Origin of the sequence: Sulfitobacter sediminivivens, from assembly GCF_042611115.2 — a bacterium.
In the GTDB taxonomy this organism is placed as follows: Bacteria; Pseudomonadota; Alphaproteobacteria; order Rhodobacterales; family Rhodobacteraceae; genus Sulfitobacter; species Sulfitobacter sediminivivens.
The window spans coordinates 80,158-105,315 of record NZ_JBHGAR020000010.1; the positions used below are offsets into that span (position 1 = coordinate 80,158).

A 25,158-nucleotide genomic window follows, 5' to 3' on the forward strand; every position below is an offset into this window, starting at 1 on the left:
GTCATGCAAGGTCCGCCGGCGCAGGATGGCGAAACATGTGTTCGGTGCCCATGTTTATGTTGTCATAGGTCGTTTCATGAACCGCACCCAGCCGTTCCGCCAAAGCGATGGAGCGCGCATTGCCCGGTACGATGTTGCTGGTCATCGTGGTAAAACCCATGACGGTGTAGGCGTGGTGCCGCACTGCGGTTGCCGCTTCAAACGCGATGCCTTTGCCCTCGGCCTGCGGGAAAGCGATCCACCCCAGTTCCGCTTCGGGCCAGCCTTCGGGATTCCAGATGCCACAGATACCAAGGGCGGTGCCGGCGGCTTTGTCGGTGATGGTCCAAAAGCCGTACCCGCGCAGATGCCAATGGCCAATCATGCTGGCAAACCAGCGCCAAGCCTGATCACGCGGCAGCACGCCACCAAAGCCCATTGAGCGCTCTGGATCGGCATAGAATGTGGCAATCGGTTCAAAGTCCGACGCTTTCGGTCCGCGCAAAATCAGGCGTTTGGTTTCTATGGTTGGGGCTGGCGTCATTCAGAGACCCAAATCATCAACGGTTGCGCCGTCAAACAGCGGCTTGGTGAAAGAACGATCATAGCGGCGGATGCATTTTGTGCGCTTGGCGTGCTCATAGGCGCGCAGGCATTCCGGGTCTTCCCACATCTTTGCGCGGTAGGCTTCGTAATCGGCGAGTGATGGGAACGAGAAATGGCAATAGGCGATGTCATTCGGCCCCTCATGCGGCATGTGATAGCCGTGATGGGTCCCACCGAGCTTTGGCACAAGATGCAGCCATGCTTTCGCATAGACCTCAAACTCGGCCAATTTGTCGGGGTCGATTTCATATCTGACGGTGCAGGTGATCATTTCTTTTTCCCAAATCCGCTCAGCCCGGAAGGCAGGCCCATGCCGCCGCCCATGCCGCCCAGACCACCGGGCAGTTTGCCGCCCATCTGTTTGGCCGCTGCTTCCAATGCTTTGGGGTCCATCTGGCTGGGGTCCATGCCGCCTTTGCCAAACATGCCCTTCATGGCTTGCTTGAGCATGCCGCCTTTGCCCATTTTACCCATCTTCTTCATCATGTCGGACATCTGGCGGTGCATTTTCATCAGCTTGTTCAATTCGCTGACTTCCAGGCCCGCACCTTTGGCGATCCGTTTTTTACGGCTGGCCTGCAAGAGTGCAGGATTGGCGCGCTCTTTCTTTGTCATGGATTGGATCAGGGCGATCTGGCGTGTGAGGATTTTGTCGTCAAGGCCTGCATCCTCGACCTTTTTGGCCATTTTGCCCATGCCGGGCATCATGCCCATCATGCCTTGCATTCCGCCCATCTTGATCATCTGTTCCAGCTGCATCTTGAGGTCGTTCATATTGAACTGACCTTTGGCCATGCGCCGCATCATCTTTTCGGCCTGCTCGGCCTCGATGGTTTCCTGCGCCTTTTCGACCAGTGCGACGATGTCGCCCATGCCAAGGATGCGGCCCGCGATGCGTTCTGGTTCGAACGTTTCGAGCGCGTCCATCTTTTCGCCAAGGCCGACGAATTTGATCGGCTTGCCAGTCACCGCGCGCATCGACAGCGCTGCACCGCCACGCCCGTCCCCGTCCATCCGGGTCAGGACAACGCCGGTGATACCGATACGGTCATCGAAATTCTGGGCGGTGTGCACGGCATCCTGACCTGTCAGGCCATCAACAACCAGCAGGGTTTCGCGGGGGTTGGCCACGTTACGTACTGCTTCGACCTGGCTCATCAGCTCTTCGTCGATGCTGAGACGTCCAGCCGTGTCGAGCATATAGACGTCATAGCCACCCATCGCAGCTTGGGTCTTGGCGCGCTTGGCGATGGAGACCGGGTCTTCGCCTTTGACGATGGGCAAAGTGTCGACGCCGATTTGCACACCGAGGATGGCCAGCTGTTCCATCGCGGCCGGGCGGTTGACGTCAAGCGATGCCATCAGCACGCGTTTGCCGTCGCGTTCTTTCAAACGCTTTGCCAATTTCGCAGTTGTGGTTGTCTTGCCGCCACCCTGAAGACCGACCATCAGGATCGGTGCCGGCGGACTGTCGATTTTCAGTGCACCGGGTTCGCCTTCGCCTTTCAGCGTGTCGATCAGGGCGTCATGGACAATCTTGACGACTTGTTGGCCGGGGGTGATGGATTTTGTGACAGCCTGGCCGGTGGCCTTGTCCTGAACCGCTTTGACAAAATCGCGGGCCACGGGCAGCGACACATCCGCCTCAAGCAGGGCGACGCGAACCTCTCGCAGGGCGGTTTTGACGTCGTCCTCAGACAACGCACCCTGTTTGGTGAGGCGATCAAAGACGCCTGACAGGCGTTCAGACAGGTTCTCAAACATGGGGCAAAGCCCTTTCTCGGTTCGGTTGCGGGGTATCCTGAACTTAGGAACCCTGCGGTAAATGCACAATTGCCCCCGAGACGTTTTGAACGGGAACAAAACCAAATGGTTTTGCCCCCGTGGGCGCAACGCGCTGACGGAGGGCGATCCCCACAAATGGCGGGGACCGGAAGGCAATGCTTCCGGGATTTGAGCGGCGTTTAGGCTGTGACCGGGGCAGAGTCAACTGTTGTGCTGTGGTCCGAGCCAGGTGTTGATGGCGCGTGCGGCGCGGCTGGCACCTTGACCGGACGTGTAGACTTTGGTGATGGGGTGCGCGCCCGGGCTCATTCCGGTGTCAAATATCAGTGTTGCCCGGTTCATGAGGGTGCGAGAACCGGAAGTGCGATTGTTGCTGACGGAGGTTTCCACCACCGCGCGTGACAGGTCGCTTAGGGCGTGTGTGACGCTTTGATAACCCAGAATGGACTGCCTTCGGATCGTGAGCGTATTGGCTGGGCGATCTATGATAACCTGCACTCGTCGGACAAACGCCCAGAATGCGACCGCTCAGATCCCGGCACCATTAGCGGCAAAGGGAAACCCAAGCCACGGTATTTCACTTGCTGCGAATAGGCCCGCAGCGACGAAGATTAAAATGAAACAGGTCAATGCGATGCTGATCAGCCAGAGTGTATCGGAAATGATCAATTGGTCCAGGGTATTGCGGGTCACTTTCATCGCATTTGCCTTAGCCTCAACGGCTAATTCCGTCAAAAGGGGGCGCGACCCTTGATGGTGTGCCGCGCCCCGATTGTTATGCGGCAACGGCCAGAGTGTCGATCTGCGCATGGGCGCGCAGCATCGTGCCGCTTGGGTCTTTGGCAAGGGTGTCCGCAGCAACAAAGGTCACGTCTGTCATTCCCATGAATCCCAGCACATGTCGCAGATAGCCACTGGCGAAATCCATGTCAGAGCCCATCGGTGTGCCCCCAGATGCCAGTGCGATGATCACGCGCTTGCCGTCAATCAAGCCAATTGGCCCCTTTTCAGTATAGCGAAACGTCACGCCCGCACGGGCGATCAGGTCAATCCATGCTTTGAGAGAAGCTGGAATACCAAAGTTGTACACAGGGGCACCGATCACGATGGTGTCTGCAGCCATGATTTCGGCGATCAGCGCGTCAGATTGTGCAAGGGCGTTCGCCTGTTCATCGGTGCGGTCCTTCGCAGGGACGGCGCGGGCGACGGTCCAGACGTGATCGATCTGCGGCAATGCATTTTTGGCAAGGTCGCGGATGGTGACGTCAGTTGCCCCCAGACTTGAGATGATGTGATCTGTCAGTTCGCGGGTGACGGAGGTTTCGATATTGGCAGATGAATCAATACGCAGAATGGTCATGTGATGTCCTTTCAGAAGGAGGTGGGTCTGCTCATCAATTGACTATTGTATTTGCGAACTCAACGGGCAATATGGCGCAGAATATGTTCGCCAGCGCACATGAGGTTCAGATGGATGATTGGGATGAGATAAAGACTGCGTACCAAGTTGCCCGTGTGGGCACGGTGAGCGGTGCGGCCGAGGTTCTGGGTGTTCATCACGCGACGGTCATTCGCCATATCGATGCGCTTGAAGGGCGGCTTGGCGTGAAGCTTTTTCAGCGCCACCCGCGAGGGTATACGGCCACCGAGGCTGGCGAGGATCTTTTGCGCGTGGCCAAGGCAACCGATGACCAGTTCAATCAGATGGTTGGCCGGATCAAAGGGCGGGGGTCTGAGGTGTCTGGCGATCTGGTTGTGACATCTTTGACATCTCTCGCGCCGCTGATTGCGCCGATGCTCGCGGCTTTTCAGCAACAGCACAAGGATGTGGTTGTCCGGTATCTTACCAGCTCCAGGCTGTTTCGGCTGGAATATGGCGAAGCCCATGTCGCCATCCGGGCGGGGTTGGCACCTGACCAGCCTGACAACGTTGTGCAGCCGATGCTGGATCTGCAAATAGGTGCCTATGCCAGTGGCAGCTATGTGGCTGAATACGGCATGCCGGAAGGACCACAGGACTATGGTAAACACCGTTTCGTGGGGGCCGATGATCTGGACAACCGCGCACCTTATTACAAATGGCTGCGCGAAAATGTGCCGGAATCGTCAATATCGTACCGCACGTCTGACACCCGCGCGGCCGAAGTTGCGGTGCGCGCCGGGGCCGGCATTGGATTTCTGGTCAAAGAACAGGCAGAGGGTGATCCCGGTCTGGTGGAGATATATCCACCGCGGCCAGAATGGGCTGCACCGATCTGGCTTGTGACCCATGTCGATCTGCACCGCACAACAAAAGTGCAGGCTTTGCTGCGGTTCATCAAGGAACAGATGCAACAGGGGCCGCAATGAACCCTGGCACCTTGGGGCATCTGGCCATGCTCGCTTTTTCGGCGCTGGTTGCAGGGTCGTTTTCACTGGGCGCGCTGGTCGCCAATGATATCAGCCCCACAGCTTTCAACACGCTTCGGTTCTGTATCGCGACGGTGCTGGTCGGCGGATTTGCCTTGTCACGGGGCGCGGTGAGCCGACAAGGGTTCACAGCACCCTGGCGGTACGCGATCCTGGGCGGACTTTTTGCCGTTTACTTTGTGCTGATGTTTGAGGGTCTGAAAACCGCGCAACCCGTCAGTGCGGCGGCTGTATTTACACTGGTGCCCCTGATGGCGGCGGGCTTTGCATGGGTGCTGTTGCGGCAAGTTCTGACACAGCGCATGGCACTTGCCCTGAGCATTGGTGGCTGCGGGGCGCTTTGGGTCATCTTCAAAGCGGATCTGGCTGCATTTCTGGCGTTTGACGTGGGCCGGGGCGAAGCGATCTATTTCGTCGGTTGCGTCAGCCATGCCATTTATACACCCATGGTGCGTCGCCTGAACCGGGGCGAAAGTGCGGTGATGTTTACCTTTGGCACATTGCTTGCCGGATCAGTGCTGCTGTTGATCTATGGCTGGTCTGACCTTGTGGCTATTGAGTGGGCCAAATTGCCAAACATGGTCTGGATTGCGCTTGTTTATGTGGCCTTTTTTGCAACCGCATTGACCATCATTCTGTTGCAGTTTGCCACCCTGCGCCTGCCGTCCGCCAAGGTGATGGCCTATACCTATCTGACGCCAAGCTGGGTCATCGTCTGGGAGATCATGCTGGGCAAGGGCGCGCCCGGTTCGATCGTGTTGATCGGGGTGGCTTTTACCGTTTTGGCGCTCCTTTTGCTGCTGCGCGACGACGTGGCAAAGACCGTTTGAACCTTTTTTGGAACCGAACCGCTGCCTGATGTGTTGGGGTCCAGAAGCAAACTAAAAGGAATTCTCCATGCGTGGTATCATTTATCTTGTCGGTCTTGTGGTCATTGTTTTGGCAATCGTTCAGTTCGTTTTATAAGCGAACCATCAGACGGGGCCTGAAATTTCATACCTCGGTTTTATGCCTCGTCTGATACCACCTCCGATAGTTCGCGCGCGAGAAACCTTTCAAAGTCATCCAGATTGACCGGTTCGAACTGTCCAAACCCCTGCATCCAAACCGAAGCCTTGCGCATCGCATCCGGTTCCAGTTTGCACCATTTGACCCGCCCGCGCTTTTCCTGCGAGATAAGCCCGGCAGCCGACAAAACCCCCAAATGTTTAGAGATCGCGGCCAGAGACATGTCAAATGGCTCTGCCACATCTGTGACGGCCATATCATCCTCAAGCAGCATCGCCAGAATGGTGCGGCGGGTAGGATCGGAGAGGGCGGCAAATACCTGGTCAATGTCTCGTGTCATGCCCTGTCATACCTAGGGTCGCAGCTTCAGGAAAGCGATTCATCCGCGCGGATGATGTGTTGTCTGCGACGGCAGTTCGATGCTGCCCCATTCCCGGTCTGCAGGGTCCAGTCCGATGTCGCGCGCCAGATGATCTGAGAGTTTGGGATAGGATTGGCGTGGATCTGACCCCAGTTTGGCCAATTTGATCAATGAACTTAGGCGGGGCCATTTCACAATATGCTGAATTTTAGCACGAATGAGCCCGGCGCGCTGAAGCGCGTTTAAATGCAAATAGGACATGATATTTCCAGTTATCTTTGAGTGATACGCATTGATACGGTGAAGAAGCCCTTTGGATCAAACGCCAATACTTGACATTATGTGTGCAAAAAATGCACGTATATGAATGTCGCGAAATCTTCCGCCTCTGAATGCCCTGCGTGCGTTTGATGCCGCGGCACGCCATGAAAGCTTTAGCCGTGCGGCGGAGGAGCTGTTGGTCAGTCATTCAGCGATCAGCCGTCATGTGCGCGGGTTAGAGGCTCGCCTCGGTGTGAAATTGTTTCGTGATTTGCCGCGTGGTGTCGAGTTGACGATGGTGGGGCGCAGCTATCTGGAAAGGGTGCTGCCTGCCTTGGATATGATCGCAGATGCGACGGACGACCTTGCCGATGTGCCAACAGGGCAAGTTACGGTGAACAGCGAGCCGCTTTTTGCTGAGCGATTTATCATTCCGCGATTGGCCGGGTTTCGAAAGGCCTATCCAGAAGTTGAGGTGCGGCTGGAGGCATCGCCTGCTCTTGCGGATGTTGAAAGATACGAGGCGGATATTGCTGTCCGATTTGCGCACACTGGTAAATTGGATGGGCCGTCCGATCTGTTAAGCGCGGCCCCGATCTATCCCCATGCGTCACCTGATTTGATGGGAGATTGTATTCGCAAGCCGGAGGATTTGTTGAAACTGCCGCTGCTCCGAGATCGGACCAACAACATCTGGAAGCAATGGTTCGCTGCTGCCGGTGTTCAAACGGATGCGCTTTTGGATCATGAGTGGCGTATGAAGTCGCCGCTCGCCTACGAGGCCGGATTGAATGGGCTTGGGGTGTACTTGGGGTCTTCAGAATGTGTTTCGTTTGATGTCGGGCTGGGGCGCTTGGTGCGGTGCTTTGATATCGGGATCAGGGATGGTGCCTTTTATCTGGTTTACGGCAGCCGTGGCGTGCGTCGCTCAGCGGTAAAGCAGTTCCGTGCATGGCTCCTTGATGAAACCCGTTCCTTTCGGAGCGAGCCGGCAGTTTGAAAACATCAACCAACTGGTTGAATAACGAATTAGCCTCAGGATGACACATTGCCAGATTGGATGGGGGATCAGGCGCGCATCTTCGTTGTTAAAAGACCTGCAAAAACAATATGTTATTTGCATTACGCAGTGAGCATGGATGCGGTTGACTCCGAGCGATCCCACCAGTAGCTACGTGACAAGTTATCCAATGGGGAATGCGGCGTGCCAGACCCGGACCAACAGCAGCAACTGCAGCAGCTTGAGGCCAAACTTGACGCCGCAAGAAAGCGCAACGCGCCAAAACCCCGCGTGGATGAGCATTATTCTCAGGCCAATTTGGCATGGCGGATGGTGATTGAATTGGTGGCCGGTCTTGGGATCGGTTTTGGCATCGGATACGGGCTTGATTTGCTGTTCGGCACATTGCCCATCTTCATGGTGCTGTTTGTGATGCTGGGCTTGGCGGCTGGGGTGAAGACGATGCTCCGCTCTGCCAAGGAAATCCAGGAAAAGCAGTTGGCCGAACAGGCTAAAAAGAACGAAGGAGCCTGAAATGGCAACAGAGGCAAGCGGCGCAGAGACAGGCGGTCTGGTCTTTCACCCGATGGATCAGTTCAAGGTTGAGAACATCTTGGGCGATGGTGCTGTAACCTGGTACTCGATCACCAATTCCACATTGTGGATGGCGCTGGCGGTTCTGGCGACTTTTGCCCTGCTGGTTCTGGGCACGTCGAAACGTTCAATCATTCCAACGCGGATGCAGTCGGTCGCTGAATTGGCTTATGGCTTTGTCTATAAGATGGTCGAAGATATATGCGGCAAGGACGGGCTCAAGTATTTCCCTTATATCATGACGCTCTTTATGTTCATCGTCTGCGCCAACTTCCTTGGTCTGATCCCGACCGCCTTTACGCCAACATCGCATTTCGCTGTGACCGTTGTTTTGGCAATGGCAGTGTTCCTGACTGTGACCATTTTGGGTTTCGTCAAGAATGGCGCGGCCTTTTTGGGCTTGTTCTGGGTTGCATCTGCCCCGTTGGCCCTGCGCCCGGTTCTGGCGATCATCGAATTGATCAGCTATTTTGTGCGCCCCGTCAGCCACTCCATTCGTTTGGCGGGCAACGTCATGGCGGGTCACGCGGTGATCAAAGTGTTCGCGGGCTTCGCCGCAATTACCCTGATCAGCCCGGTATCCATCGTGGCGATCACCGCCATGTACGGCCTCGAAGTCCTTGTGTCCTTCATTCAGGCCTACGTTTTCACCATCCTAACATGTGTGTACCTCAAAGACGCACTGCATCCGGGTCACTAACGACATCATCCATTCGGGCGAAATTAACCCGTCCCAATACTCAACTTCCAACCTAATAGGAGAATTCACATGGAAGGCGAACTCGCACACATCGGCGCAGGTCTGGCAGCAATCGGTTCCGGGGCAGCAGCCATCGGTGTTGGTAACGTTGCTGGCAACTTCTTGTCCGGCGCATTGCGCAACCCATCGGCAGCCGCCGGTCAGACAGCAACACTTTTCATCGGCATCGCTTTTGCAGAAGCTTTGGGGATCTTCGCGTTCCTCGTTGCCCTGCTGTTGATGTTCGCTGTTTAATCCTCGGAACTGATATCCTTACAGGCGGGCAGATGCGACGCACGTATCTGCCCGGCACGTAACGGCCAAGTTTCCAAGGAGAAGCCAAAATGGCAACTGAAACACATAGCGATGGTTTGGCCGACGCCGTTGGCGTTGACATGGCTGAACACGCCAGCACACCGGGCATGCCACAGCTCGATTTCTCGACTTGGGGAAATCAGATATTCTGGCTGGTTCTGGCGCTGATCGCGACATATTTTATTCTGTCCCGCGTGGCGTTGCCACGTATCGGTGCGGTTCTGGCAGAACGTCAGGGCACGATCACCAATGACATCGCCGCCGCCGAAGACCTAAAGGCCAAGGCCGTTGAAGCCGAAGCTGCATATGACAAGGCTCTGCTTGATGCCCGCGCTGAGGCGCACAGCATCGTTGGGCAAGCCAAAGCGGATATGCAGGCGGATCTGGACGATGCGATTTCCCGTGCCGACGCCGAGATTGCAGCGAAAGCCGCTGAATCGGAAAAAGCGATCGCTGAAATTCGCGCAAGCGCGTTGGAGAACGTTAAAGTCGTGGCCAAGGATACGGCCAAGGAAATCGTTGCAGCGATGGGTGGCAAGGCTGATGCTAAAACCATCAACGCTGCTGTGACCTCACGGATGAAAGGATAACCGATGGTTAAGAACATGCGTTTATCCGTTTCAACCGCGTTGGCCGCGATGATAGCCTCTCCTGCATTTGCTGCGGGCGAGGTGTTCTTTTCGCTCAAGAATACTGACTTTGTGGTTTTGCTGGCGTTCCTTTTGTTCATCGCCGTCCTGATCTACTTTAAGGTGCCGGGACTTTTGGGTGGGATGCTGGACAAACGTGCCGATGGCATCAAGTCCGAGTTGGAAGAAGCCCGCACCCTGCGTGAAGAAGCGCAAACATTGCTGGCGTCCTATGAGCGCAAGCAGAAAGAAGTGCAGGATCAGGCGGATCGCATCGTTTCTGCCGCGAAGGAAGAAGCCAATGCCGCTGCTGAACAGGCACGCGCAGATCTGGCTAAATCACTGGAGCGCCGGATGGCCGCTGCTGAGGAACAGATTGTGTCAGCTCAGGCTGCCGCGGTGAAAGAAGTGCGCGATACTGCCGTTACGATTGCGGTTGCTGCGGCACGAGACGTGATCGCGAAACAGATGTCTGCCGCAGATGGCAACAAGCTGATTGATGAGGCGATTGAGCAGGTAGATGCGAAACTGCACTAGGCTTTGATGCCAGTACGATAATTCTGAAAACCCCGGTCACTGGCCGGGGTTTTTTGTTTGTCTGGCAAGGTGAAGATTTCGCATTCCATCACCTTCGAGTTATCCGGATCACGTGTTGCTTTCATGCTCCAGACGCTGGCGGGCGATCTGGTCGTTGCGGTCGGCTTTTTGCTGATCGGTCAGCGAGGCGGCGACGTAACTCAGATGGGCTTCAACCGCAGCCCGCGCAGCGGCGGGATCGCGGCTTTGCAGGGCGTTGTTGATGGCGCGGTGTTGATCCAAAAGCGCGGAACGGCTGATTTTTTGTTTAAACATCACCTGACGGTTATAGAATACCCCGCCGCGCAGCAATTCATACATCGAGCGCATCATATGCAGCATCACCACGTTATGGCTGGCCTCAATAATTGCCATATGGAACTGCGCGTCCAGTTGCGCTTCCTCATTGGCATCCCGTTTTGTATGGGCCTTTTCCATCTTGTCGAACACGGCTTGGACAACGGCAAGATCGGTGTCGGACCCAAACTGTGCCGCGCGCATCGCGGCCAGTCCTTCCATATCACGGCGAAAAGACAGGTAGTCGAATACAGCCTCGTCATGACGCGAGAACAGATCAATCAGGGCGGGCGAAAATGCACTGCCCAGAACGTCAGCAACATAGATGCCGGCCCCCGGTTTGGTGCTGAGTAGGCCTGTCTTCTGAAGCTGGGATATTGCATCGCGCAAGGAAGGCCGGGAAACGCCAAACCGTTCGGCCAATTCACGTTCTGCAGGCAGCCGTTCACCCGGTCGTAAGATGCCGCGCAGGATCAGTTGCTCGATCTGGCCGATCACGGCATGAGACAGTTTTTCTTGGGTCACTGGGCGAAAGGGCATTGCAAATCCTCGAATTGGTCAAATTATATGACCAGAGGGTCGGGGCAGCAATTGCTTTTATGGGCCGGGCGGCATGAGTTGTAACAAATTGTTAACCATCCGCGTCTGACAATGCGGGATGTCGCGTTATGCCTATCTCATGTGTCTTTGCTTTGGTCTTGCTGGCTGCAACACCGCTGGTCCGCATTTTCGCGGCCTGCCTGCCACCCGAGTAACTGTTGAGGGGTCGGTTTTTGATGTGCGCGTGCGCGATGATCTGGCCGAAGCGATGCGCGTCAACACGCAATATGCCCCTCGGTTCGGACCGATCCGGGACCGAGCCGGCATCGCCATGGCCAAGGTCAGCGGGTGCAAAGTCAAAGAGGTGCGCGGCGATCAGGCATTGGCGACAGGGCTGTTGGACTGCGGTAAGGGCGCGCCACGTGACCGGATCGCGCCGGCGGCGCTTGATTGCATCCCAGTGCGCGGGACCGAATTGAGTGGCGTTGGTCAGGTCAGTGTCGATTTGGACTGCTATCCCGCCTAATATCGCAATATCTTGTGGATAACCGCCGATATACCCCCTGTGTATGGTGTGATGGTGTTGACTTAGGGGGCGCTGAACCTTCATTTTCCTACGAGCTATGGAATCATCGGAGCACGGCAGTACTTGCGCTTTTCCAAACTTAGACTGACAGGCTTCAAAAGCTTTGTGGACCCCACCGACCTGATCATCTCAGATGGTTTGACCGGCGTTGTGGGGCCAAACGGCTGTGGTAAATCGAACCTGTTGGAAGCGCTGCGTTGGGTGATGGGGGAAAACCGCCCCACGGCTGTCCGGGGCGGTGGCATGGAAGACGTGATTTTTGCCGGGGCCGCCACCCGGCCCGCACGCAACTTTGCAGAAGTCGCTCTGCACATTGACAACAGCGAGCGGTTGGCCCCCTCAGGGTTCAACGACACCGATAATCTTGAGATCGTGCGCCGGATCACCCGTGATGTGGGCAGTGCTTATAAGGTGGCGGGCAAAGACGTGCGTGCGCGCGATGTGCAGATGCTGTTTGCCGATGCCTCAACCGGTGCGCACAGCCCAGCGTTGGTGCGGCAGGGGCAGATTGCAGAGCTGATCAATGCCAAGCCCAAGAGCCGCCGCCGTATTCTGGAAGAAGCTGCTGGAATTTCGGGTCTTTATCAGCGGCGACATGAGGCAGAGCTGAAACTGAACGGTGCCGAAGCGAACCTTTCCCGCGTGGATGATGTGATTGAACAACTGGCAACCCAGTTGGCGCAACTGGCCCGGCAGGCGCGACAGGCGGCGCGGTATCGCGAGATTGGCGATGATTTGCGTAAGACCGAAGGGATGCTGCTTTATCGGCGCTGGCGTGAGGCGGATGATGCCCGCGCAAAGGCGGATGAAGAACTGCGCGCCCGGGTGACTGCGGCTGCGCAGGCGCAAGGCGTGGTCCAGCAGGCTGCGAAGGCGCGACAGGTCGCTGAGGATGCTTTGCCCGCGCTGCGCGAGGAAGAGGCAATTGCAGCCGCAGTATTACAGCGGTTGGCGGTACAGCGCGATACGTTGGCCGATCAAGAGGCGCGCGCACAGGCGACAATCGAAACACTGATGGGGCGCATTGCGCAATTGGCGCGCGATATCGAGCGTGAAGGCGGCCTGAACAAAGATGCGGGCGAAACCATTGAGCGGCTGGAATGGGAGGCCCGCGAGCTTGCCAAGACGGGTGAGGGACATGAAGCGGCCCTTGAGAGCGCCGCAGAGGCCGCGCGTGAGGCGGCGGCGGTCTTGCAGGTGCGCGAAGGTGATCTGTCACAGCTGACCGAAGATATGGCACGACTGGCAGCCCGGCATGGATCGGCTGAACGGTTGCTTGAAGACAGCAGAAAGACGCAGGAAAAGTCAGAGGCTGAGGCGCAGAAAGCACAGGACGCAGTGGCACAGAGCCGCGCCGCGCTAGAGAAAGCGGGTGTGGATTTTGCGGCGGCCCAAAGCGCCGAAGCAGCCGCAGTTGCCGCCGCCGAAGCCGCCGATACGGCACTTTTGAATGCCGAAGCCGCCCGTGCAGAGACCCAAGCCAGAGAAGCGGATGCGCGCGCCGAACGGTCCGAGGCTGAGGGAGAGATGAACGCCCTGCGTGCTGAGGCAGGCGCGTTGGCCAAACTGGTTGAACGCGACACAGCAGAAGGGGGTCAAATCCTTGACCGGTTACAGGTCGAACATGGGTTCGAAAAGGCGCTTGGCGCAGCATTGGCCGATGATCTGCGCGCGCCGCAGGTTGAGGCGGACGGACCTTCGGGCTGGGCGGTCTTGCCTAGCTATGATGCACCGCAACCGCTGCCTGCTGGGGTCACACCGTTGACGCAGCATGTGTCAGTGCCGGAGGTACTGGTCCGCCGCATGGGCCAAATAGGGCTTGTTGATCCTGACGATGGTCCGCGCCTGCAACATGCATTGTTGCCGGGCCAACGGTTGGTGTCGCCGGAAGGTGATCTGTGGCGCTGGGATGGCTATCGCGCGTGGGCTGAGGATGCGCCATCCGCTGCTGCCCTGAGATTGCAACAGTTGAACCGGCTTGAGGTCCTGAAGCAAGCGCTTGAGCAAGCCAGCCAGAGGGCCGAGGGCGCGCGGTCAGCGCATGAGACCCTCACACGCACTTTGGCTGAACAATCCGATGCGGACAAACGCGCACGTGAGGCGCGACGCGATGCGGATCGGATGGTTGCCGATGCAGGCCGCGCGCTGAGCCGGTCCGAGGCAGATCGCAATCTGGCCGAGGGCCGTTTGGAAAGCCTTGGTCTGGCCGTCAAACGCCATGAGGACGAAGCGATGTCGGCACGTGGACGTGTGCTTGAGGCGGAGCGGGCGTTGGCGGATTTGGGCGATCTGACCGAAGCGCGCGCCAGTCTTGATGACATTCGCATGGCCGTCGAGGCCGCGCGCATCACGATGATGTCGCGGCGGTCCGGCCATGACGAATTGCGTCGCGAGGGCGACGCGCGCACGAAACGGGCGCAGGAAGTCACCAAGGAAATCAGCGGTTGGCGGCACCGACTTGAGACTGCCGAAAAACGCACTGCGGAATTGGTGGAGCGCAAAACGAACTCAGAGGCAGACCTGAAAGAGGCGAGCGCCGCCCCAGCCGAGATTGCCGCAAAGCGCGATGAACTGAGCGATGCCATTTCAACGGCAGAAGTCCGGCGCGCAGAGGCGGCGGATAAACTGTCGGTCGGTGAAAGCACGCAACGTGAGGCGACAACCGCCGAGCGCGATGCGGAGCGGCAGGCGTCAGAGGCCCGTGAGGGCCGCGCACGTTCAGAGGCCCGGGCTGAGGCCGCAAAAGAGACAGCGGCGGCTGCGGCGGAACGGATCGCTGAGGATCAGCAGTTGACGCCCAATCAATTGCTGACAGCACTTGATATGAACCCCGATCAGATGCCCGGCGCGGATGCGTTGGAAACCGATGTAAATCGGCTAAAGCGTCAGCGTGATGCATTGGGGGCCGTGAACCTGCGAGCCGAGGAAGACGCAAAAGAAGTGCAGGAAGAGCATGACAATCTGGCGGCGGAAAAGGCGGATCTTGAAGAAGCGATCAAGACATTGCGCAGTGGCATTGCCAGTCTGAACCGCGAGGGACGCGAACGGTTGCTCACCGCATTCGAACAGGTAAATTCGAACTTTTCATTGCTGTTCAAACATTTGTTTGGTGGTGGTGAAGCCAACTTGGTGATGGTCGAATCTGATGATCCGCTCGAAGCGGGATTGGAAATCATGTGCCAGCCACCCGGCAAAAAGCTGAGCACGCTGAGCCTGCTGAGTGGGGGAGAGCAGACGCTGACGGCGATGGCGCTGATCTTTGCCGTTTTCCTTGCAAATCCCGCGCCGATTTGTGTGCTCGACGAGGTTGATGCGCCGCTCGATGACGCCAACGTGACGCGGTTCTGCGACCTGTTGGACGAAATGTGCCGCCAGACAGACACGCGGTTTTTAATCATCACCCACCACGCTGTTACGATGGCACGAATGGATCGACTGTTTGGGGTGACAATGGCGGAGCAGGGTGTGAGCCAATTGGTTTCTGTCGATCTCAAGGCCGCTGAAACGTTGGTCGCGTGAACGTCAGTGGCTATTGTCGATGTCCGGCAGTAGCCTTTTGCCATGAGATTTGTTCTGGCCCTTGCCCTGCTTCCGACGTCCGTTTTTGCCGATGGGTTTGATGTGCTTGAAGACGACACGGCGCTGACGCATGAAGAGGTTTTAAACCTGACGGATGGTCATGTTCTGTCGTTCTATGAGGGTGGAAAGTCGCGGTATTCTGTGGGCGGTGCCTATAGCTATTCATACCAGAGCGGTGCGACAGCTTTTGGACATTTTGAGGTGCGGCCAGACGGCGAGGTCTGTGTCACCTTTGTGAACGGGCGCACGCGATGTGATCGCTTTGTGCGCAGCCATGGGCGTTTGGTGCTGTTGACGCAGGATGGTGGACGGTTTCCGGTGCGGCCCAGATGATTGTAGGAATCGCTATTTCGGTGCGTCCTTTTCAACCGGCCCGCCCTCTTTTTCCCAACCACTAAACCCGTCCTTGAGGTGCGCTGCATCAAAACCCATATCTTGCAATGTTGCTACGGAAATTGCGGACCGCCAGCCAGATGCGCAATGAAAGACGAACTTTTTGTCTTCGGCAAAAACGTCTTTGAAATAGGGGCTGTCGGGATCAATCCAAAATTCCAACATTCCGCGTGGGCAGTGAAAGCTGCCGGGGATAAAGCCGCTGCGCGCCCGTTCGCGGGGGTCGCGCAGGTCAACGATCTGGACATTTGGATCGTTGACCATCGCAATGCCATCGCTGGTTTCGATTTCCTCAATCCGGGCGCGGGCATCTGCAACCATCTGGGCGGCTGATATTTTAAGGGCCATTTTAGTCTCCTCGTCTCAGAGCTTTGACAAGAGTTCGGGTGTGGGCCAGCCATCCACCGGCATCCCCAACCGGTTCTGTTCGGCGCGCACGGCGGCACGGGTGCCAGAGCCAAGGATGCCATCAATGCCACCGACATCATACCCCAAGTCTTGCAACCGGTTCTGCAATGCTTTCATCTGGTTGCTGTCCAGTCCCCGATCCGGATTGCCCGCTTCAAAGACCTTGGCCCCCTGCAAACGCGTGGCGAAATAGGCGGCGGTCATGACGTAGGTAAAGCTTTGGTTCCATTCAAAATAGACGCGGAAATTGGGGTAGGCGATAAAGGCCGGGCCATTGCGACCTTGCGGGATCAGCACAGATGCTTTCAAGCCTTCTACCAGTGGGCCATTGCGGGGTTCAACCCCAAGGGCCGACCATTCCGAGATGGGTCTGGCTATTTCCAATCCTGTCTGTGACCAATCGAAATCACGCGGTAGCACGACTTCTGCCAGCCACGGTTCGCCCGCCCGCCATCCAAGACTTTGCAGCATTTTGCCACCCGATGTGAGGGCATCCGCAGGGGAGGTCTTAAGCGATACCACGCCGTCGCCATCCCCATCAACACCATTTTCGAGGATATCGTATGGCAGCATCTGGACCATGCCAATTTCGCCAGCCCATGCACCGGTCGTGGTGTTCGGGTTAAAATCGCCGCGCGCGAAAAGTTCCATCGCGGCAAAAATCTGGGGACGGAAGAGTTCCGGGCGGCGGCAATCGTGGGCAAGTGTCACCAGCGCGTTTGCCGTGTTGAAATCCCCCTGAAAGGTCCCGTAGTCGGTTTCGAACGCCCAGAATGCGAGCAGTACGCCCCGGTCAACACCATAGTTGGCCTCAATCCTGTCAAAGACCGCATCATATTTTTGGCCGTTTGACCGACCGCGATTGATCCGGTCGTTTGAGATCAGCCGCCGCGAAAATTCGACGAACGGTATTTGAAACACGCCCTGCTTTTGATCGGCGCGCAAAACGGACGGGTCCAACCCAACGTTGGCCAAGAATGCATTGGCAGTGGCGGGGGCGATCCCCGACGCCGCGGCTTCGGTCTTGAGACCTTCGATAAAGGTGGTGAACGGTCCGCCACAGGGTGTGTCGGCAAAGGCTGTTAGGGGTGCTGCCAGAAGCACAGCGGCAAAGAAAATGGGGCGCATGATGGTCCTTTAGATTAACAACAGGCCGAGGGTCAGGCTTATGCCCAGCATCACCGCCCATGCCTGCCACAGACGGGTGATGGCAGCGTCGATCGCGGCAGGTCCGATGATACGCGCCCCCGTAACATTCACCCACGCAAATTGCTGCATCTGACCATCATAGCTGCGTGGCCCGGCCAAGGCCACATCTATGGCACGTGCCATCGCGGCCTCTGGCCAGCCGGCGTTGGGGGATCGGTGTTTGGCGGCATCGGTCTGAATGCCGCGCCACCGCTGCAAAACCCCGCCGGGCAGTGCAATCAAGGCAGCGGTCAGGCGTGCGGGGATCAGGTTGAGCAGATCGTCCATGCGCGCCGACGCCCAGCCAAAGTCGGCGTGGCGCGGGGTCAGGTATCCAATCATGCTGTCGGCGGTGTTCACGATCTTGTAGATCAGCAATCCGGGCAAGCCGCCAATCAGAAACCAGAAGGCAGGTGCAATCACGCCGTCACTCAGGTTTTCGGCGGCGCTTTCTATTGCGGACCGTGCGACGGCCGGTTCCTGCATTGCGTTGGTGTCGCGGCTAACGATCATCGCAACAGCACGGCGCCCTTGGGTCAGGGACAGGCGCAAGCCGTCAGCGACGGCGCGCACATGATTGACCAGGGACCGCTGCGCCAGCATGATCGCGACGACAACAACTTCGACAACTGGTCCAAAAAGGCTGAGGATTTGACCAAGAACAGCAGCCCCGGCGATTAGGGCCAAGAGCACCAGAAGACCTTTGAGCTTTCGCGAGTGTTCTGAATTGAAACGTTCATCACACTGGTTGATCAACCGACCCATGAGCACCGCCGGGTGCGGCAGGCGATTCCACAGCCACTGGGGTTCCCCGAACATCGCGTCAAGCAACAGCGCAAGGCTCAGGACCAATGCCGTGTTCATGCGAGTGCTGCTTCCAACCGATCCCATCCGGTAGGGGCGGGCAGGCCCAGCCGCAGCCATTTTGGGTTATAGGGAAATACCCGAGACCAGATGTGATGGTGGGCAAGTGTATGTTGCCATTGGGCGGCATCCGCGACCTCGTAGAGCCTGAAAAGGGAGGTCCCGCCAACCAGTCTTGCGTCCTTTTTCAGAACCAATTGATCAAGGCGATCCGCATCTTGTTGCAGGCGCGCACGGGTGGCAGCGGCCCAATCGCCGTCGCGCAGAGCCGCTGTTCCAATGGTCAACGCAGGCCCGGCAACGGCCCAAGGTCCGAGCATTGCACCCAAGCGCTCAACAAGCGCCGGATCGCCGATGACAAAACCGAGCCGCAGGCCAGCCAGCCCCCAAAACTTGCCGAAACTTTTCAGGATCAGCGTGCCGGGCTGTGCAGCCTCGGAAATCAGTGTCGCATCGTGGACCACATCACAAAAGCTTTCGTCGATAATTCGGAGTGCGCCGCGCATATCTTTGGCATCACATTGACGGCCATCGGGGTTGTTGGGGTGAACATGAACCGATGCTGAGGCGGTGCCAGGCGATTGGGTCACGCGCCATCCGGTTGCGGCGAAACTGGCGGCATGTTCGTTATAGGTCGGGCCGGGGATATGGACGTCGCCCGCCTGTACCAATCGCGGGATCTGAGCGATGGCCGAAGACGCACCGGGAACCGCAAGAACTGCCGCCGTTTCCGGCACATTCCAAAATTCGCGCGCGGCCGTTTCGATCGCATCGCGCGCAGCCTGATCAGGCAAGGCGACCCAAGCATCGTCTGCGATGGTTGGGAGCGGGTAGGGGACCGGATTGATGCCAGTGGACAGGTCCAGCCAATCGCCCCGCACCCCGCCGTATGCGTCTGCGGCTGCATCCACACCGCCACCATGGTCGCGTTTGAGATTGTCCAACGTGCATTACCTTTCGTCGGGACATCGGCCAAATTGGGCCAGAATGACGGGTTGCAAAGAGCGGAAAAATGCCGCTTGTTCAAGGGCGATCCTGTTTGTTAGGTTCCTTAATGGAAACTTTACTATTTGTTAAGTTTTCGAACTATCGTGTTTATCAGTTGTCTTAGTTTAAAGATTGGGAAAACGTTGTCCTTGGAAACCCAACTGCGAGTTCTGATCGTTGAGAGCCAGCCAGAGTTGGCTGGGCTTTGGCAGCGCCATCTGGAGCGTCAGGGAATGCGGGTATCGAAAACCGAAACCCAGGACGGCGCGATTGCTTTTCTCGCGGAACAAGACACAGATATCATCATTCTGGATTTGGTCCTTGAGGACGGATCGGCACTTGCCGTTGCCGACTATGCGAATTACCGGCAACCTGATGCGCGGGTCATTTTTGTGACCAACACGACGTTCTTTTCGGACGGATCGATCTTTGCGCACTCGGCGAATGCACGGGCGTTCCTGCCCCTGGCGACGCCGCCAGATGATTTGGCGGCAATGGTTGCGCATTACGGATCAGATATCAGCTGAGAGCGGTTTTCACCCGCGCCCGTGTGGTGCGTTAAAATCCAAGTCCGGATTGATTGGGATGATCCGGTTTGGGTTAATGGTCTCGTGGCTGTAATGGTAGTGCCGGACAATATGGTCGAAATTGACGGTCTGCGCCACGCCGGGCCATTGATAGAGTTCGCGTGTGTAGGCCCATAAGTTTGGGTAATCTATGATGCGGGCCCGATTGCATTTGAAATGAAGATGATAGACCGGATCAAAACGCACAAGTGTGGTAAATAAACGCCAATCCGCTTCAGTCAGCTTGTCACCAATCAGGTATCTGTTCTCTGACAGGATGCCTTCGAGCCAATCAAGAGTTTCAAACAAGGGGTGAACTGCGGCGTCGTATGCGCTTTGTGTGGTTGCAAAGCCGCATTTGTACACACCATTGTTCAATGTGTCATAGATACGGTCATTCACCGGTGCGATCTTGGCACGCAGGCTGCCGGGCCAGTAGTCCTCTGTATTGCCTGTGATGCTGTCAAACGCGGAATTGAACATGCGAATGATTTCAGAACTTTCGTTGGAGACGATGGTATTCTGGTCGGTGTCCCACAACATGGGCACGGTCACACGTCCAGAAAATTCTGGATCAGCCTTGGTATATATGTCGCGCGCATAGGGCAGATCGAACAGACGGTCCCCGGTGGCTCCTTTGTCATCAGTTTCGAATGTCCAGCCGTCGCCCAGCATGTCGGGATGCACGACAGAGACGTCGATGTGGGACGTCAGATCCTTGATCTGGCGGAAAATCAGCGTGCGATGCGCCCAGGGACAGGCATGGCTAACATAGAGGTGATATCGCCCTGATTCTGCTTTGAAACCACTTTTTCCTGAAGAACCGGCGCTGCCGTCCACTGTGACCCAGTTGCGAAACTGTGCCTGTGCACGTTCAAATTTCCCGTCTGAAGATTTGGTATCGTACCATTGATCTTGCCAAACGCCATCAACCAATAGCCCCATCTTGTCTATCTCCTCAATTTCCCTGCCATATATAGAGTATCGATCGGCAGACGTCCAAGATTCACGCCGCGCAGCAGGCGTTCGTGAATGCACACCTATAGCTTGTGATAAAAAATTAACTTGAATTTAGGGCGGTTTAGGGCAGCCTAGACCTATTTAGGGGGGTAACGATGGAAACGGTTTTTTCAAAAGAAATTCAGGCAGGATTGGATGCGGCACGTCTGGCCGGGCTGCGCAAATCATCGCGATTGCGGATCAATGTGGACGGACAGGTGCACCCGGTTCTGCGGATGTGGAAAACGGGATTTGCCGTTGCGGCAGAGGATGCGCCGCACCTGCGCGGGCTGGTCGATCTTTACGATGGGGCAAACCATTTGTTCCAGTGCCTTATTGTTGCAGGCGAAGAGGAGGCAGGCGAAATGCAGTATGAATTCAAACGCGCCACTGCCGTCGCACAATCAGCGGCATTGGATTTTGAGAAACTGGCGAACGCGCCTGCCGGCCTGATCACGGATGGCAGGTAAAGACGACCTGAGGCAGGGCTGATTTCGCCTCGCCATAAGTCGGTTATTGCAAGTCTTTGAACGCGTCGGCCAACCGGTCGCAGGCTTCTACGAGCCGGGCGCGGGGAGTGGCGATGTTGAAACGCATGAAGCTTTCGCCGCCCTTGCCAAGGCCGCTGCCCGGTGTTGGAGCAATCCGCGCGTCGCGATGAATGCGGTCTAGAATTTCATCTGACGTCATGCCGGTGTCCGCAAAATCCACCCATGCCAGATAGGTCGATTGCATCGGCATTGCCCGCACGCCGGGGATGGCGTTTATCCGGTCATTAAACAGGGTCGCATTGCGGTCAAGATAGGCCACCAGCCCATCAACCCAGAGCGCCCCCGCCGGGGAATAGGCGGCATGGGTCAGCGTAATACCCAGCAGGTTTGGGCTGATATCAAGGCTGCGGTAGAACGCGCCGAAACGGGTGCGCAGGTCAGGATCGGGGATCATCACGCAGCCGGTTCGGGCACCCGCAATGTTAAAGGTCTTGGAGCCGGAGGTCATGGTGATCAGTCTGTCGGTAATCTGTGGCACGGCCACATGGGTTGGTAAAAATGTGTGCCCCGGCCGGATGAGGTCATGGTGAATCTCGTCCGACACCAGCAGCAGATCGTGACGTGTGCAAAAGTCCGCTAGCGCCGTTAGTTCGTCTTGCGACCAGACCCTCCCGGCAGGATTGTGCGGGGAACTGATCAGGACGATCTTTTCATTCCCGGTCAATAGCGCATCATAGGCGTCGAAATCCATCGCATAGGTACCATCCGCCTGAATGGTCAGCGGCAGTTGCGTGTTAACGCGGCCTGTCTTGGCGATCTTGGCGGCGAATTCGTGATAGACGGGTGTAAAGGTCACAACCGCGTCGCCCGGCGCGCTGAACGCGTGCAACGTCATGGCAATGCCGTTGCCCAGACCATATGTGACAAACATCCAATCCGCTTCCACAGACCAGTTGTGGCGATGTTGCATCCACCATTTAACGGCGTCCTGATACGTTTCCATGCCGCTGAAATAGCCGTAGTTCGCTTTTTCGAGTAGGCCGCGCACGGCATCCTGCAGAAAATCGGGGGCCGCAAAATCCATGTCTGCGACCCACATCGGGATGCCGTCCTGGGGAGATACCCCCGAAAAGGATTCCATAAGGTCCCATTTACTCGAATCGGTACCGCGCCGATCGATAACCTGGTCAAAACTCATTAAGGCCTCCTGTGACGTTGCGCGCCAAGCTACCCGGAAACGCGGGCACTGCAAGCCCCCGGTTGCAGTCTGTGCAGGCATTGCATAAATCACGCTCATGAAACGAACCATTCTTTTGCACCCCGACCCCCGGCTCAAGAAAGTCTGCGCGCCTGTCACGGACCTGACAGATGAATTGCGCCTTTTGGGCGATGATATGCTGACCACGATGTACGAGGCACCCGGCGTTGGCTTGGCGGCCCCTCAGGTTGGCGTTCTTAGCCGCCTGATCGTGCTTGATTGTGTAAAGGAAGAGGGCGAGGCCCCGCGCCCTATGATCATGTTCAATCCCGAAGTGATCGCATCTTCGGACGATCTGAACACCTATGAAGAAGGGTGTTTGTCGATCCCTGAGCAGTTTGCCGATGTGACACGCCCGGCCGAGGTTGATGTGCGTTGGATTGATCGCAACGGCAAGGAAGTAACCGATACCTTCACCAAGTTGTGGGCGACCTGCGTCCAGCATGAGATCGACCATTTGGATGGCAAGCTGTTCATCGACTACCTCAAACCGCTGCGGCGTCAGATGATCACCCGCAAGATGGTGAAGCTCAAACGCGAGTTGGCGCGCGGATGAGCGTTCTGCCGATTCTGAAGTGGCCGGACCCACGTCTGGCGGAAACCTGTTCGCCGATCACGCAGATTACCCCCGAAATTGAAAGACTGGCCGCCGACATGCTTGAGACAATGTATGCCGCACCGGGGCGTGGTTTGGCGGGGCCGCAGGTGGGCGCGATGCAGCGTATATTTGTGATGGACACGGGATGGAAAGAGGGCAAGCCTGATCCGATTGTCTGCCTCAATCCGATGTTGCAGGAAGTGAGCGAGGAGCGGGCGACCAACAGCGAAGGCTGCCTGAGCATTCCGGGTGTCGCCGCTGACATCAGCCGCCCTGCACAGGTTCAGATGGTGTGGACTGGCCTGAATGGCGGGCGCTATGTGCAGAGCTTTGAAGGGTTTGCAGCAGCTTGCGTTCAGCATGAATTGGATCATCTGGATGGGGTCGTGACCTTTGATCATCTGGGCGCCGACGAACGGAATGCCCTGATTGCGGAGTATCATGCGCAATGACTGTGCGGCGCTGCATCCCCTGGCCTGACAAACGGCTCAGGACAAAGGCCGCCGAGGTGCCTCAGATCACCAATGAAGTACGCGGTATCTGGGAGGATATGATCGACACGATGGATGCGATGCCCGGTGTCGGCCTTGGTGCGCCGCAGATCGGTGTGATGCTGCAACTGGCCGTGGTGGATGTGTCCGAGGCGCGAAATCGGCGTATCCGGTTGGCCAATCCGCAGGTGATTGATGCCTCGGCGATCATGAATGTGCACGAAGAAGCCAGCCCAAATTTGCCGGGAGTATCCGCAAAGATCAGCCGTCCGCGCGGCGTGAGTGTGCGCTATATGGACGAAGGTGGTGCAATATTGGAACGCGATTTTGTGGGCCTAGAGGCGACGTCGGTTCAGCACCAGATCGACCACTTGGCAGGGCGGATGTATTTCGACAATCTGAGCAAGATCAAGCGTGACATGCTGTTGCGCAGGGCCCGCAAGACCAAAGGCTGAGGCCTGCGGCAGAAAGGAATCGCGATGCGCGTCATTTTTATGGGAACGCCAGAGTTTTCGGTGCCGGTGCTTGATGCGCTGGTGACGGCGGGCCACGACATTGCTTCAGTCTATTGCCAGCCGCCACGGCCCGCCGGGCGCGGCAAAAAGGATCGGCCGAGCCCGGTTCAGATGCGTGCCGAAGCTTTGGGTTTCCCGGTGCGCCATCCGGTGTCGTTGAAGTCCGCTGACGAACAAGCGGCTTTTGCTGCACTTGGGGCGGATGTGGCGGTGGTCGTGGCTTATGGGTTGATCCTGCCGCAGGCGGTGTTGGATGCGCCTCGCAAGGGATGTCTGAACATTCACGCAAGCCTGTTGCCGCGTTGGCGGGGGGCTGCACCGATCCACCGGGCGATCATGGCGGGGGATGCAGAAACAGGCGTGTGCATCATGCAGATGGACGCGGGGCTGGATACAGGTCCAGTGTTGATGCGCAAAGTGACAGACATTGGTGCGGATGAAACAACGGCCCAATTGCACGATCGGTTAAGCAACCTGGGGGCCGCAGCGATTGTTGAGGCGCTGGCAGCGCTGGATAGTCTGACACCAGTGCCACAGCCAGATGACGGGGTGACATATGCGTCAAAGATTGACAAAGCCGAAGCGCGGATTGATTGGACCAAACCGGCGCAAGAAATTGACCGATTGATCAGGGGTCTGTCGCCGTTTCCCGGTGCGTGGTTTGAGCAGGCGGGTACGCGGGTCAAGGTACTGGGTTCAACCTTGGTAGAGGGGTCTGGCCCTGCGGGTGAGGTTTTGGACAAGGGGTTGCGCATCGCCTGTGGCACTGGTGCTGTACAACTGACGCGCTTGCAACGGGCGGGCAAGGCTGTGCAGGATGTTGATGATTTTCAACGCGGCGCGCAGATTGCGCCGGGCACCCTGCTGACAGGAGAATAGCAGATGTTTCTGACCATGTTCGGGACGGTCGTGATTGCGGGGATTGTAGGATATGTTTCCGAAAAGACAGAGTGGACGCACAATGGCATTTTGCAGTCGATCATCATCTGCATTGGCGGTGCATTCCTGTTCTATTTCGTGCGGATCATGTTCGGTTTTGGGTTTTCGAGCCCCGGCTTGAATGCGATTGTATCCTCAATCGGGGCGCTAATCATCGTACCGTTTCACTGGCGGCGATGAAGACGGTATTTGAAAAA

Annotated in this window: 32 protein-coding genes; 18 read left to right on the forward strand and 14 right to left on the reverse strand. The window is 57.1% G+C overall.

Annotated elements, in window-relative coordinates; genetic code table 11:
* Position 1 precedes the first annotated feature (1 nt).
* From ACEWL3_RS11875 to ACEWL3_RS11895, 5 genes are all read right to left on the reverse strand, one after another.
* Positions 2 to 523, reverse strand: coding sequence for a GNAT family N-acetyltransferase (locus ACEWL3_RS11875; RefSeq protein WP_386183004.1), 522 nt, complete (start codon positions 521 to 523; stop codon positions 2 to 4).
* Positions 524 to 856 (reverse strand): NIPSNAP family protein, encoded by a 333-nt coding sequence (locus ACEWL3_RS11880; protein ID WP_386183002.1) that lies wholly within the window; start codon positions 854 to 856, stop codon positions 524 to 526. It lies immediately after the preceding gene.
* Positions 853 to 2,349: a signal recognition particle protein gene (ffh, locus tag ACEWL3_RS11885; protein ID WP_386183000.1), complete on the reverse strand. Its 1,497-nt coding sequence runs from the start codon at positions 2,347 to 2,349 to the stop codon at positions 853 to 855. Before ffh ends, ACEWL3_RS11880 begins: the two co-directional genes overlap by 4 nt.
* 549 nt (positions 2,350 to 2,898) lie before the next feature.
* Positions 2,899 to 3,180, reverse strand: coding sequence for a hypothetical protein (locus ACEWL3_RS11890; protein WP_435000929.1), 282 nt, complete (start codon positions 3,178 to 3,180; stop codon positions 2,899 to 2,901).
* Positions 3,146 to 3,730, reverse strand: coding sequence for an FMN-dependent NADH-azoreductase (locus ACEWL3_RS11895; protein WP_386182996.1), 585 nt, complete (start codon positions 3,728 to 3,730; stop codon positions 3,146 to 3,148). The genes ACEWL3_RS11890 and ACEWL3_RS11895 overlap by 35 nt, the downstream gene beginning before the upstream one ends.
* Positions 3,731 to 3,840: 110 nt before the next feature.
* On the opposite strand from ACEWL3_RS11895, the gene ACEWL3_RS11900 reads away from it, so the two are divergent.
* Positions 3,841 to 4,719, forward strand: a complete 879-nt coding sequence (locus ACEWL3_RS11900; protein ID WP_386183214.1) for a LysR family transcriptional regulator — start codon at positions 3,841 to 3,843, stop codon at positions 4,717 to 4,719.
* Entirely contained in the window at positions 4,716 to 5,609 is an 894-nt protein-coding gene (locus ACEWL3_RS11905; RefSeq protein WP_386182994.1) for a DMT family transporter, read from the forward strand. The genes ACEWL3_RS11900 and ACEWL3_RS11905 overlap by 4 nt, the downstream gene beginning before the upstream one ends.
* Positions 5,610 to 5,785: 176 nt before the next feature.
* On the opposite strand, the gene ACEWL3_RS11910 is transcribed toward ACEWL3_RS11905, so the two are convergent.
* Positions 5,786 to 6,127 (reverse strand): ArsR/SmtB family transcription factor, encoded by a 342-nt coding sequence (locus ACEWL3_RS11910; RefSeq protein ID WP_386182992.1) that lies wholly within the window; start codon positions 6,125 to 6,127, stop codon positions 5,786 to 5,788.
* A gap of 39 nt (positions 6,128 to 6,166) precedes the next feature.
* Positions 6,167 to 6,409 carry a hypothetical protein gene (locus tag ACEWL3_RS11915; protein ID WP_386182990.1) on the reverse strand — a complete coding sequence of 81 codons (243 nt, stop codon included), beginning with the start codon at positions 6,407 to 6,409 and terminating at the stop codon, positions 6,167 to 6,169.
* A 106-nt stretch (positions 6,410 to 6,515) separates the two neighbouring features.
* Between ACEWL3_RS11915 and ACEWL3_RS11920 the strand changes: the two genes are divergently transcribed.
* The 6 genes from ACEWL3_RS11920 (at position 6,516) to ACEWL3_RS11945 (ending at position 10,223) form a co-directional block, all read left to right on the forward strand.
* The gene (locus ACEWL3_RS11920; protein ID WP_386182988.1) at positions 6,516 to 7,409 is read left to right on the forward strand and encodes a LysR substrate-binding domain-containing protein; all 894 of its coding nucleotides are present in this window, start codon (positions 6,516 to 6,518) and stop codon (positions 7,407 to 7,409) included.
* A 204-nt stretch (positions 7,410 to 7,613) separates the two neighbouring features.
* Positions 7,614 to 7,943 (forward strand): AtpZ/AtpI family protein, encoded by a 330-nt coding sequence (locus tag ACEWL3_RS11925; protein ID WP_386182986.1) that lies wholly within the window; start codon positions 7,614 to 7,616, stop codon positions 7,941 to 7,943.
* A gap of 1 nt (position 7,944) precedes the next feature.
* Positions 7,945 to 8,703 (forward strand): F0F1 ATP synthase subunit A, encoded by a 759-nt coding sequence (locus ACEWL3_RS11930; protein WP_386182984.1) that lies wholly within the window; start codon positions 7,945 to 7,947, stop codon positions 8,701 to 8,703.
* A gap of 69 nt (positions 8,704 to 8,772) precedes the next feature.
* Positions 8,773 to 8,997 (forward strand): F0F1 ATP synthase subunit C, encoded by a 225-nt coding sequence (locus ACEWL3_RS11935; protein WP_114879913.1) that lies wholly within the window; start codon positions 8,773 to 8,775, stop codon positions 8,995 to 8,997.
* Positions 8,998 to 9,086: 89 nt separating this feature from the next.
* Positions 9,087 to 9,647 (forward strand): F0F1 ATP synthase subunit B', encoded by a 561-nt coding sequence (locus ACEWL3_RS11940; RefSeq protein ID WP_386182982.1) that lies wholly within the window; start codon positions 9,087 to 9,089, stop codon positions 9,645 to 9,647.
* Between the two features lie 3 nt (positions 9,648 to 9,650).
* Positions 9,651 to 10,223 carry a F0F1 ATP synthase subunit B gene (locus ACEWL3_RS11945; protein ID WP_386182980.1) on the forward strand — a complete coding sequence of 191 codons (573 nt, stop codon included), beginning with the start codon at positions 9,651 to 9,653 and terminating at the stop codon, positions 10,221 to 10,223.
* A gap of 108 nt (positions 10,224 to 10,331) precedes the next feature.
* On the opposite strand, the gene ACEWL3_RS11950 is transcribed toward ACEWL3_RS11945, so the two are convergent.
* Positions 10,332 to 11,099 carry an FCD domain-containing protein gene (locus ACEWL3_RS11950; RefSeq protein ID WP_386182978.1) on the reverse strand — a complete coding sequence of 256 codons (768 nt, stop codon included), beginning with the start codon at positions 11,097 to 11,099 and terminating at the stop codon, positions 10,332 to 10,334.
* Positions 11,100 to 11,217: 118 nt separating this feature from the next.
* Between ACEWL3_RS11950 and ACEWL3_RS11955 the strand changes: the two genes are divergently transcribed.
* From ACEWL3_RS11955 to ACEWL3_RS11965, 3 genes are all read left to right on the forward strand, one after another.
* Positions 11,218 to 11,625 carry a hypothetical protein gene (locus ACEWL3_RS11955; RefSeq protein WP_386182976.1) on the forward strand — a complete coding sequence of 136 codons (408 nt, stop codon included), beginning with the start codon at positions 11,218 to 11,220 and terminating at the stop codon, positions 11,623 to 11,625.
* A 123-nt stretch (positions 11,626 to 11,748) separates the two neighbouring features.
* The gene (gene smc / locus ACEWL3_RS11960; RefSeq protein ID WP_386182974.1) at positions 11,749 to 15,204 is read left to right on the forward strand and encodes a chromosome segregation protein SMC; all 3,456 of its coding nucleotides are present in this window, start codon (positions 11,749 to 11,751) and stop codon (positions 15,202 to 15,204) included.
* A 42-nt stretch (positions 15,205 to 15,246) separates the two neighbouring features.
* The gene (locus tag ACEWL3_RS11965; RefSeq protein WP_386182972.1) at positions 15,247 to 15,597 is read left to right on the forward strand and encodes a hypothetical protein; all 351 of its coding nucleotides are present in this window, start codon (positions 15,247 to 15,249) and stop codon (positions 15,595 to 15,597) included.
* Positions 15,598 to 15,609: 12 nt separating this feature from the next.
* Here the strand turns inward: ACEWL3_RS11965 and ACEWL3_RS11970 are convergent, their stop codons facing one another.
* The 4 genes from ACEWL3_RS11970 to ACEWL3_RS11985 are packed head-to-tail and all read right to left on the reverse strand — an operon-like array spanning position 15,610 to position 19,061.
* Positions 15,610 to 16,005 (reverse strand): rhodanese-like domain-containing protein, encoded by a 396-nt coding sequence (locus tag ACEWL3_RS11970; RefSeq protein ID WP_386182970.1) that lies wholly within the window; start codon positions 16,003 to 16,005, stop codon positions 15,610 to 15,612.
* Positions 16,006 to 16,020: 15 nt separating this feature from the next.
* A complete protein-coding gene (locus ACEWL3_RS11975) occupies positions 16,021 to 17,193 on the reverse strand; it encodes a lytic murein transglycosylase (RefSeq protein WP_386182968.1) in 1,173 nt (390 codons plus the stop codon).
* Between the two features lie 9 nt (positions 17,194 to 17,202).
* Positions 17,203 to 18,117 (reverse strand): adenosylcobinamide-phosphate synthase CbiB, encoded by a 915-nt coding sequence (gene cbiB / locus ACEWL3_RS11980; protein ID WP_386182966.1) that lies wholly within the window; start codon positions 18,115 to 18,117, stop codon positions 17,203 to 17,205.
* A complete protein-coding gene (locus ACEWL3_RS11985; protein ID WP_386182964.1) occupies positions 18,114 to 19,061 on the reverse strand; it encodes a threonine-phosphate decarboxylase in 948 nt (315 codons plus the stop codon). The genes cbiB and ACEWL3_RS11985 overlap by 4 nt, the downstream gene beginning before the upstream one ends.
* A gap of 204 nt (positions 19,062 to 19,265) precedes the next feature.
* Here ACEWL3_RS11985 and ACEWL3_RS11990 point away from each other — a divergent pair, with 204 nt between their 5' ends.
* A complete protein-coding gene (locus tag ACEWL3_RS11990) occupies positions 19,266 to 19,631 on the forward strand; it encodes a response regulator transcription factor (RefSeq protein ID WP_386183212.1) in 366 nt (121 codons plus the stop codon).
* Positions 19,632 to 19,640: 9 nt separating this feature from the next.
* Here ACEWL3_RS11990 and ACEWL3_RS11995 read toward each other — a convergent pair whose 3' ends face one another.
* On the reverse strand, positions 19,641 to 20,615 hold the full coding sequence (locus ACEWL3_RS11995) for a glutathione S-transferase family protein (RefSeq protein WP_386182962.1): 975 nt from the start codon (positions 20,613 to 20,615) through the stop codon (positions 19,641 to 19,643).
* 170 nt (positions 20,616 to 20,785) lie between these two features.
* Here ACEWL3_RS11995 and ACEWL3_RS12000 point away from each other — a divergent pair, with 170 nt between their 5' ends.
* Positions 20,786 to 21,139 carry a hypothetical protein gene (locus tag ACEWL3_RS12000; protein WP_386182960.1) on the forward strand — a complete coding sequence of 118 codons (354 nt, stop codon included), beginning with the start codon at positions 20,786 to 20,788 and terminating at the stop codon, positions 21,137 to 21,139.
* A 43-nt stretch (positions 21,140 to 21,182) separates the two neighbouring features.
* On the opposite strand, the gene ACEWL3_RS12005 is transcribed toward ACEWL3_RS12000, so the two are convergent.
* Positions 21,183 to 22,358, reverse strand: a complete 1,176-nt coding sequence (locus tag ACEWL3_RS12005; protein WP_386182958.1) for a MalY/PatB family protein — start codon at positions 22,356 to 22,358, stop codon at positions 21,183 to 21,185.
* A gap of 97 nt (positions 22,359 to 22,455) precedes the next feature.
* Here ACEWL3_RS12005 and def (ACEWL3_RS12010) point away from each other — a divergent pair, with 97 nt between their 5' ends.
* Genes def (ACEWL3_RS12010) through ACEWL3_RS12030 form a run of 5 tightly spaced genes read left to right on the forward strand, consistent with a single transcriptional unit; the run spans position 22,456 to position 25,141 of the window.
* Positions 22,456 to 22,974 carry a peptide deformylase gene (gene def / locus ACEWL3_RS12010; protein ID WP_386182956.1) on the forward strand — a complete coding sequence of 173 codons (519 nt, stop codon included), beginning with the start codon at positions 22,456 to 22,458 and terminating at the stop codon, positions 22,972 to 22,974.
* Positions 22,971 to 23,468: a peptide deformylase gene (gene def / locus ACEWL3_RS12015; protein WP_386182954.1), complete on the forward strand. Its 498-nt coding sequence runs from the start codon at positions 22,971 to 22,973 to the stop codon at positions 23,466 to 23,468. Before def (ACEWL3_RS12010) ends, def (ACEWL3_RS12015) begins: the two co-directional genes overlap by 4 nt.
* Positions 23,465 to 23,962 (forward strand): peptide deformylase, encoded by a 498-nt coding sequence (gene def / locus ACEWL3_RS12020; RefSeq protein WP_386182952.1) that lies wholly within the window; start codon positions 23,465 to 23,467, stop codon positions 23,960 to 23,962. Before def (ACEWL3_RS12015) ends, def (ACEWL3_RS12020) begins: the two co-directional genes overlap by 4 nt.
* 24 nt (positions 23,963 to 23,986) lie before the next feature.
* Positions 23,987 to 24,901: a methionyl-tRNA formyltransferase gene (gene fmt, locus ACEWL3_RS12025; protein ID WP_386182950.1), complete on the forward strand. Its 915-nt coding sequence runs from the start codon at positions 23,987 to 23,989 to the stop codon at positions 24,899 to 24,901.
* A 3-nt stretch (positions 24,902 to 24,904) separates the two neighbouring features.
* Positions 24,905 to 25,141, forward strand: coding sequence for a hypothetical protein (locus ACEWL3_RS12030; protein WP_114879897.1), 237 nt, complete (start codon positions 24,905 to 24,907; stop codon positions 25,139 to 25,141).
* Positions 25,142 to 25,158: the final 17 nt, after the last annotated feature.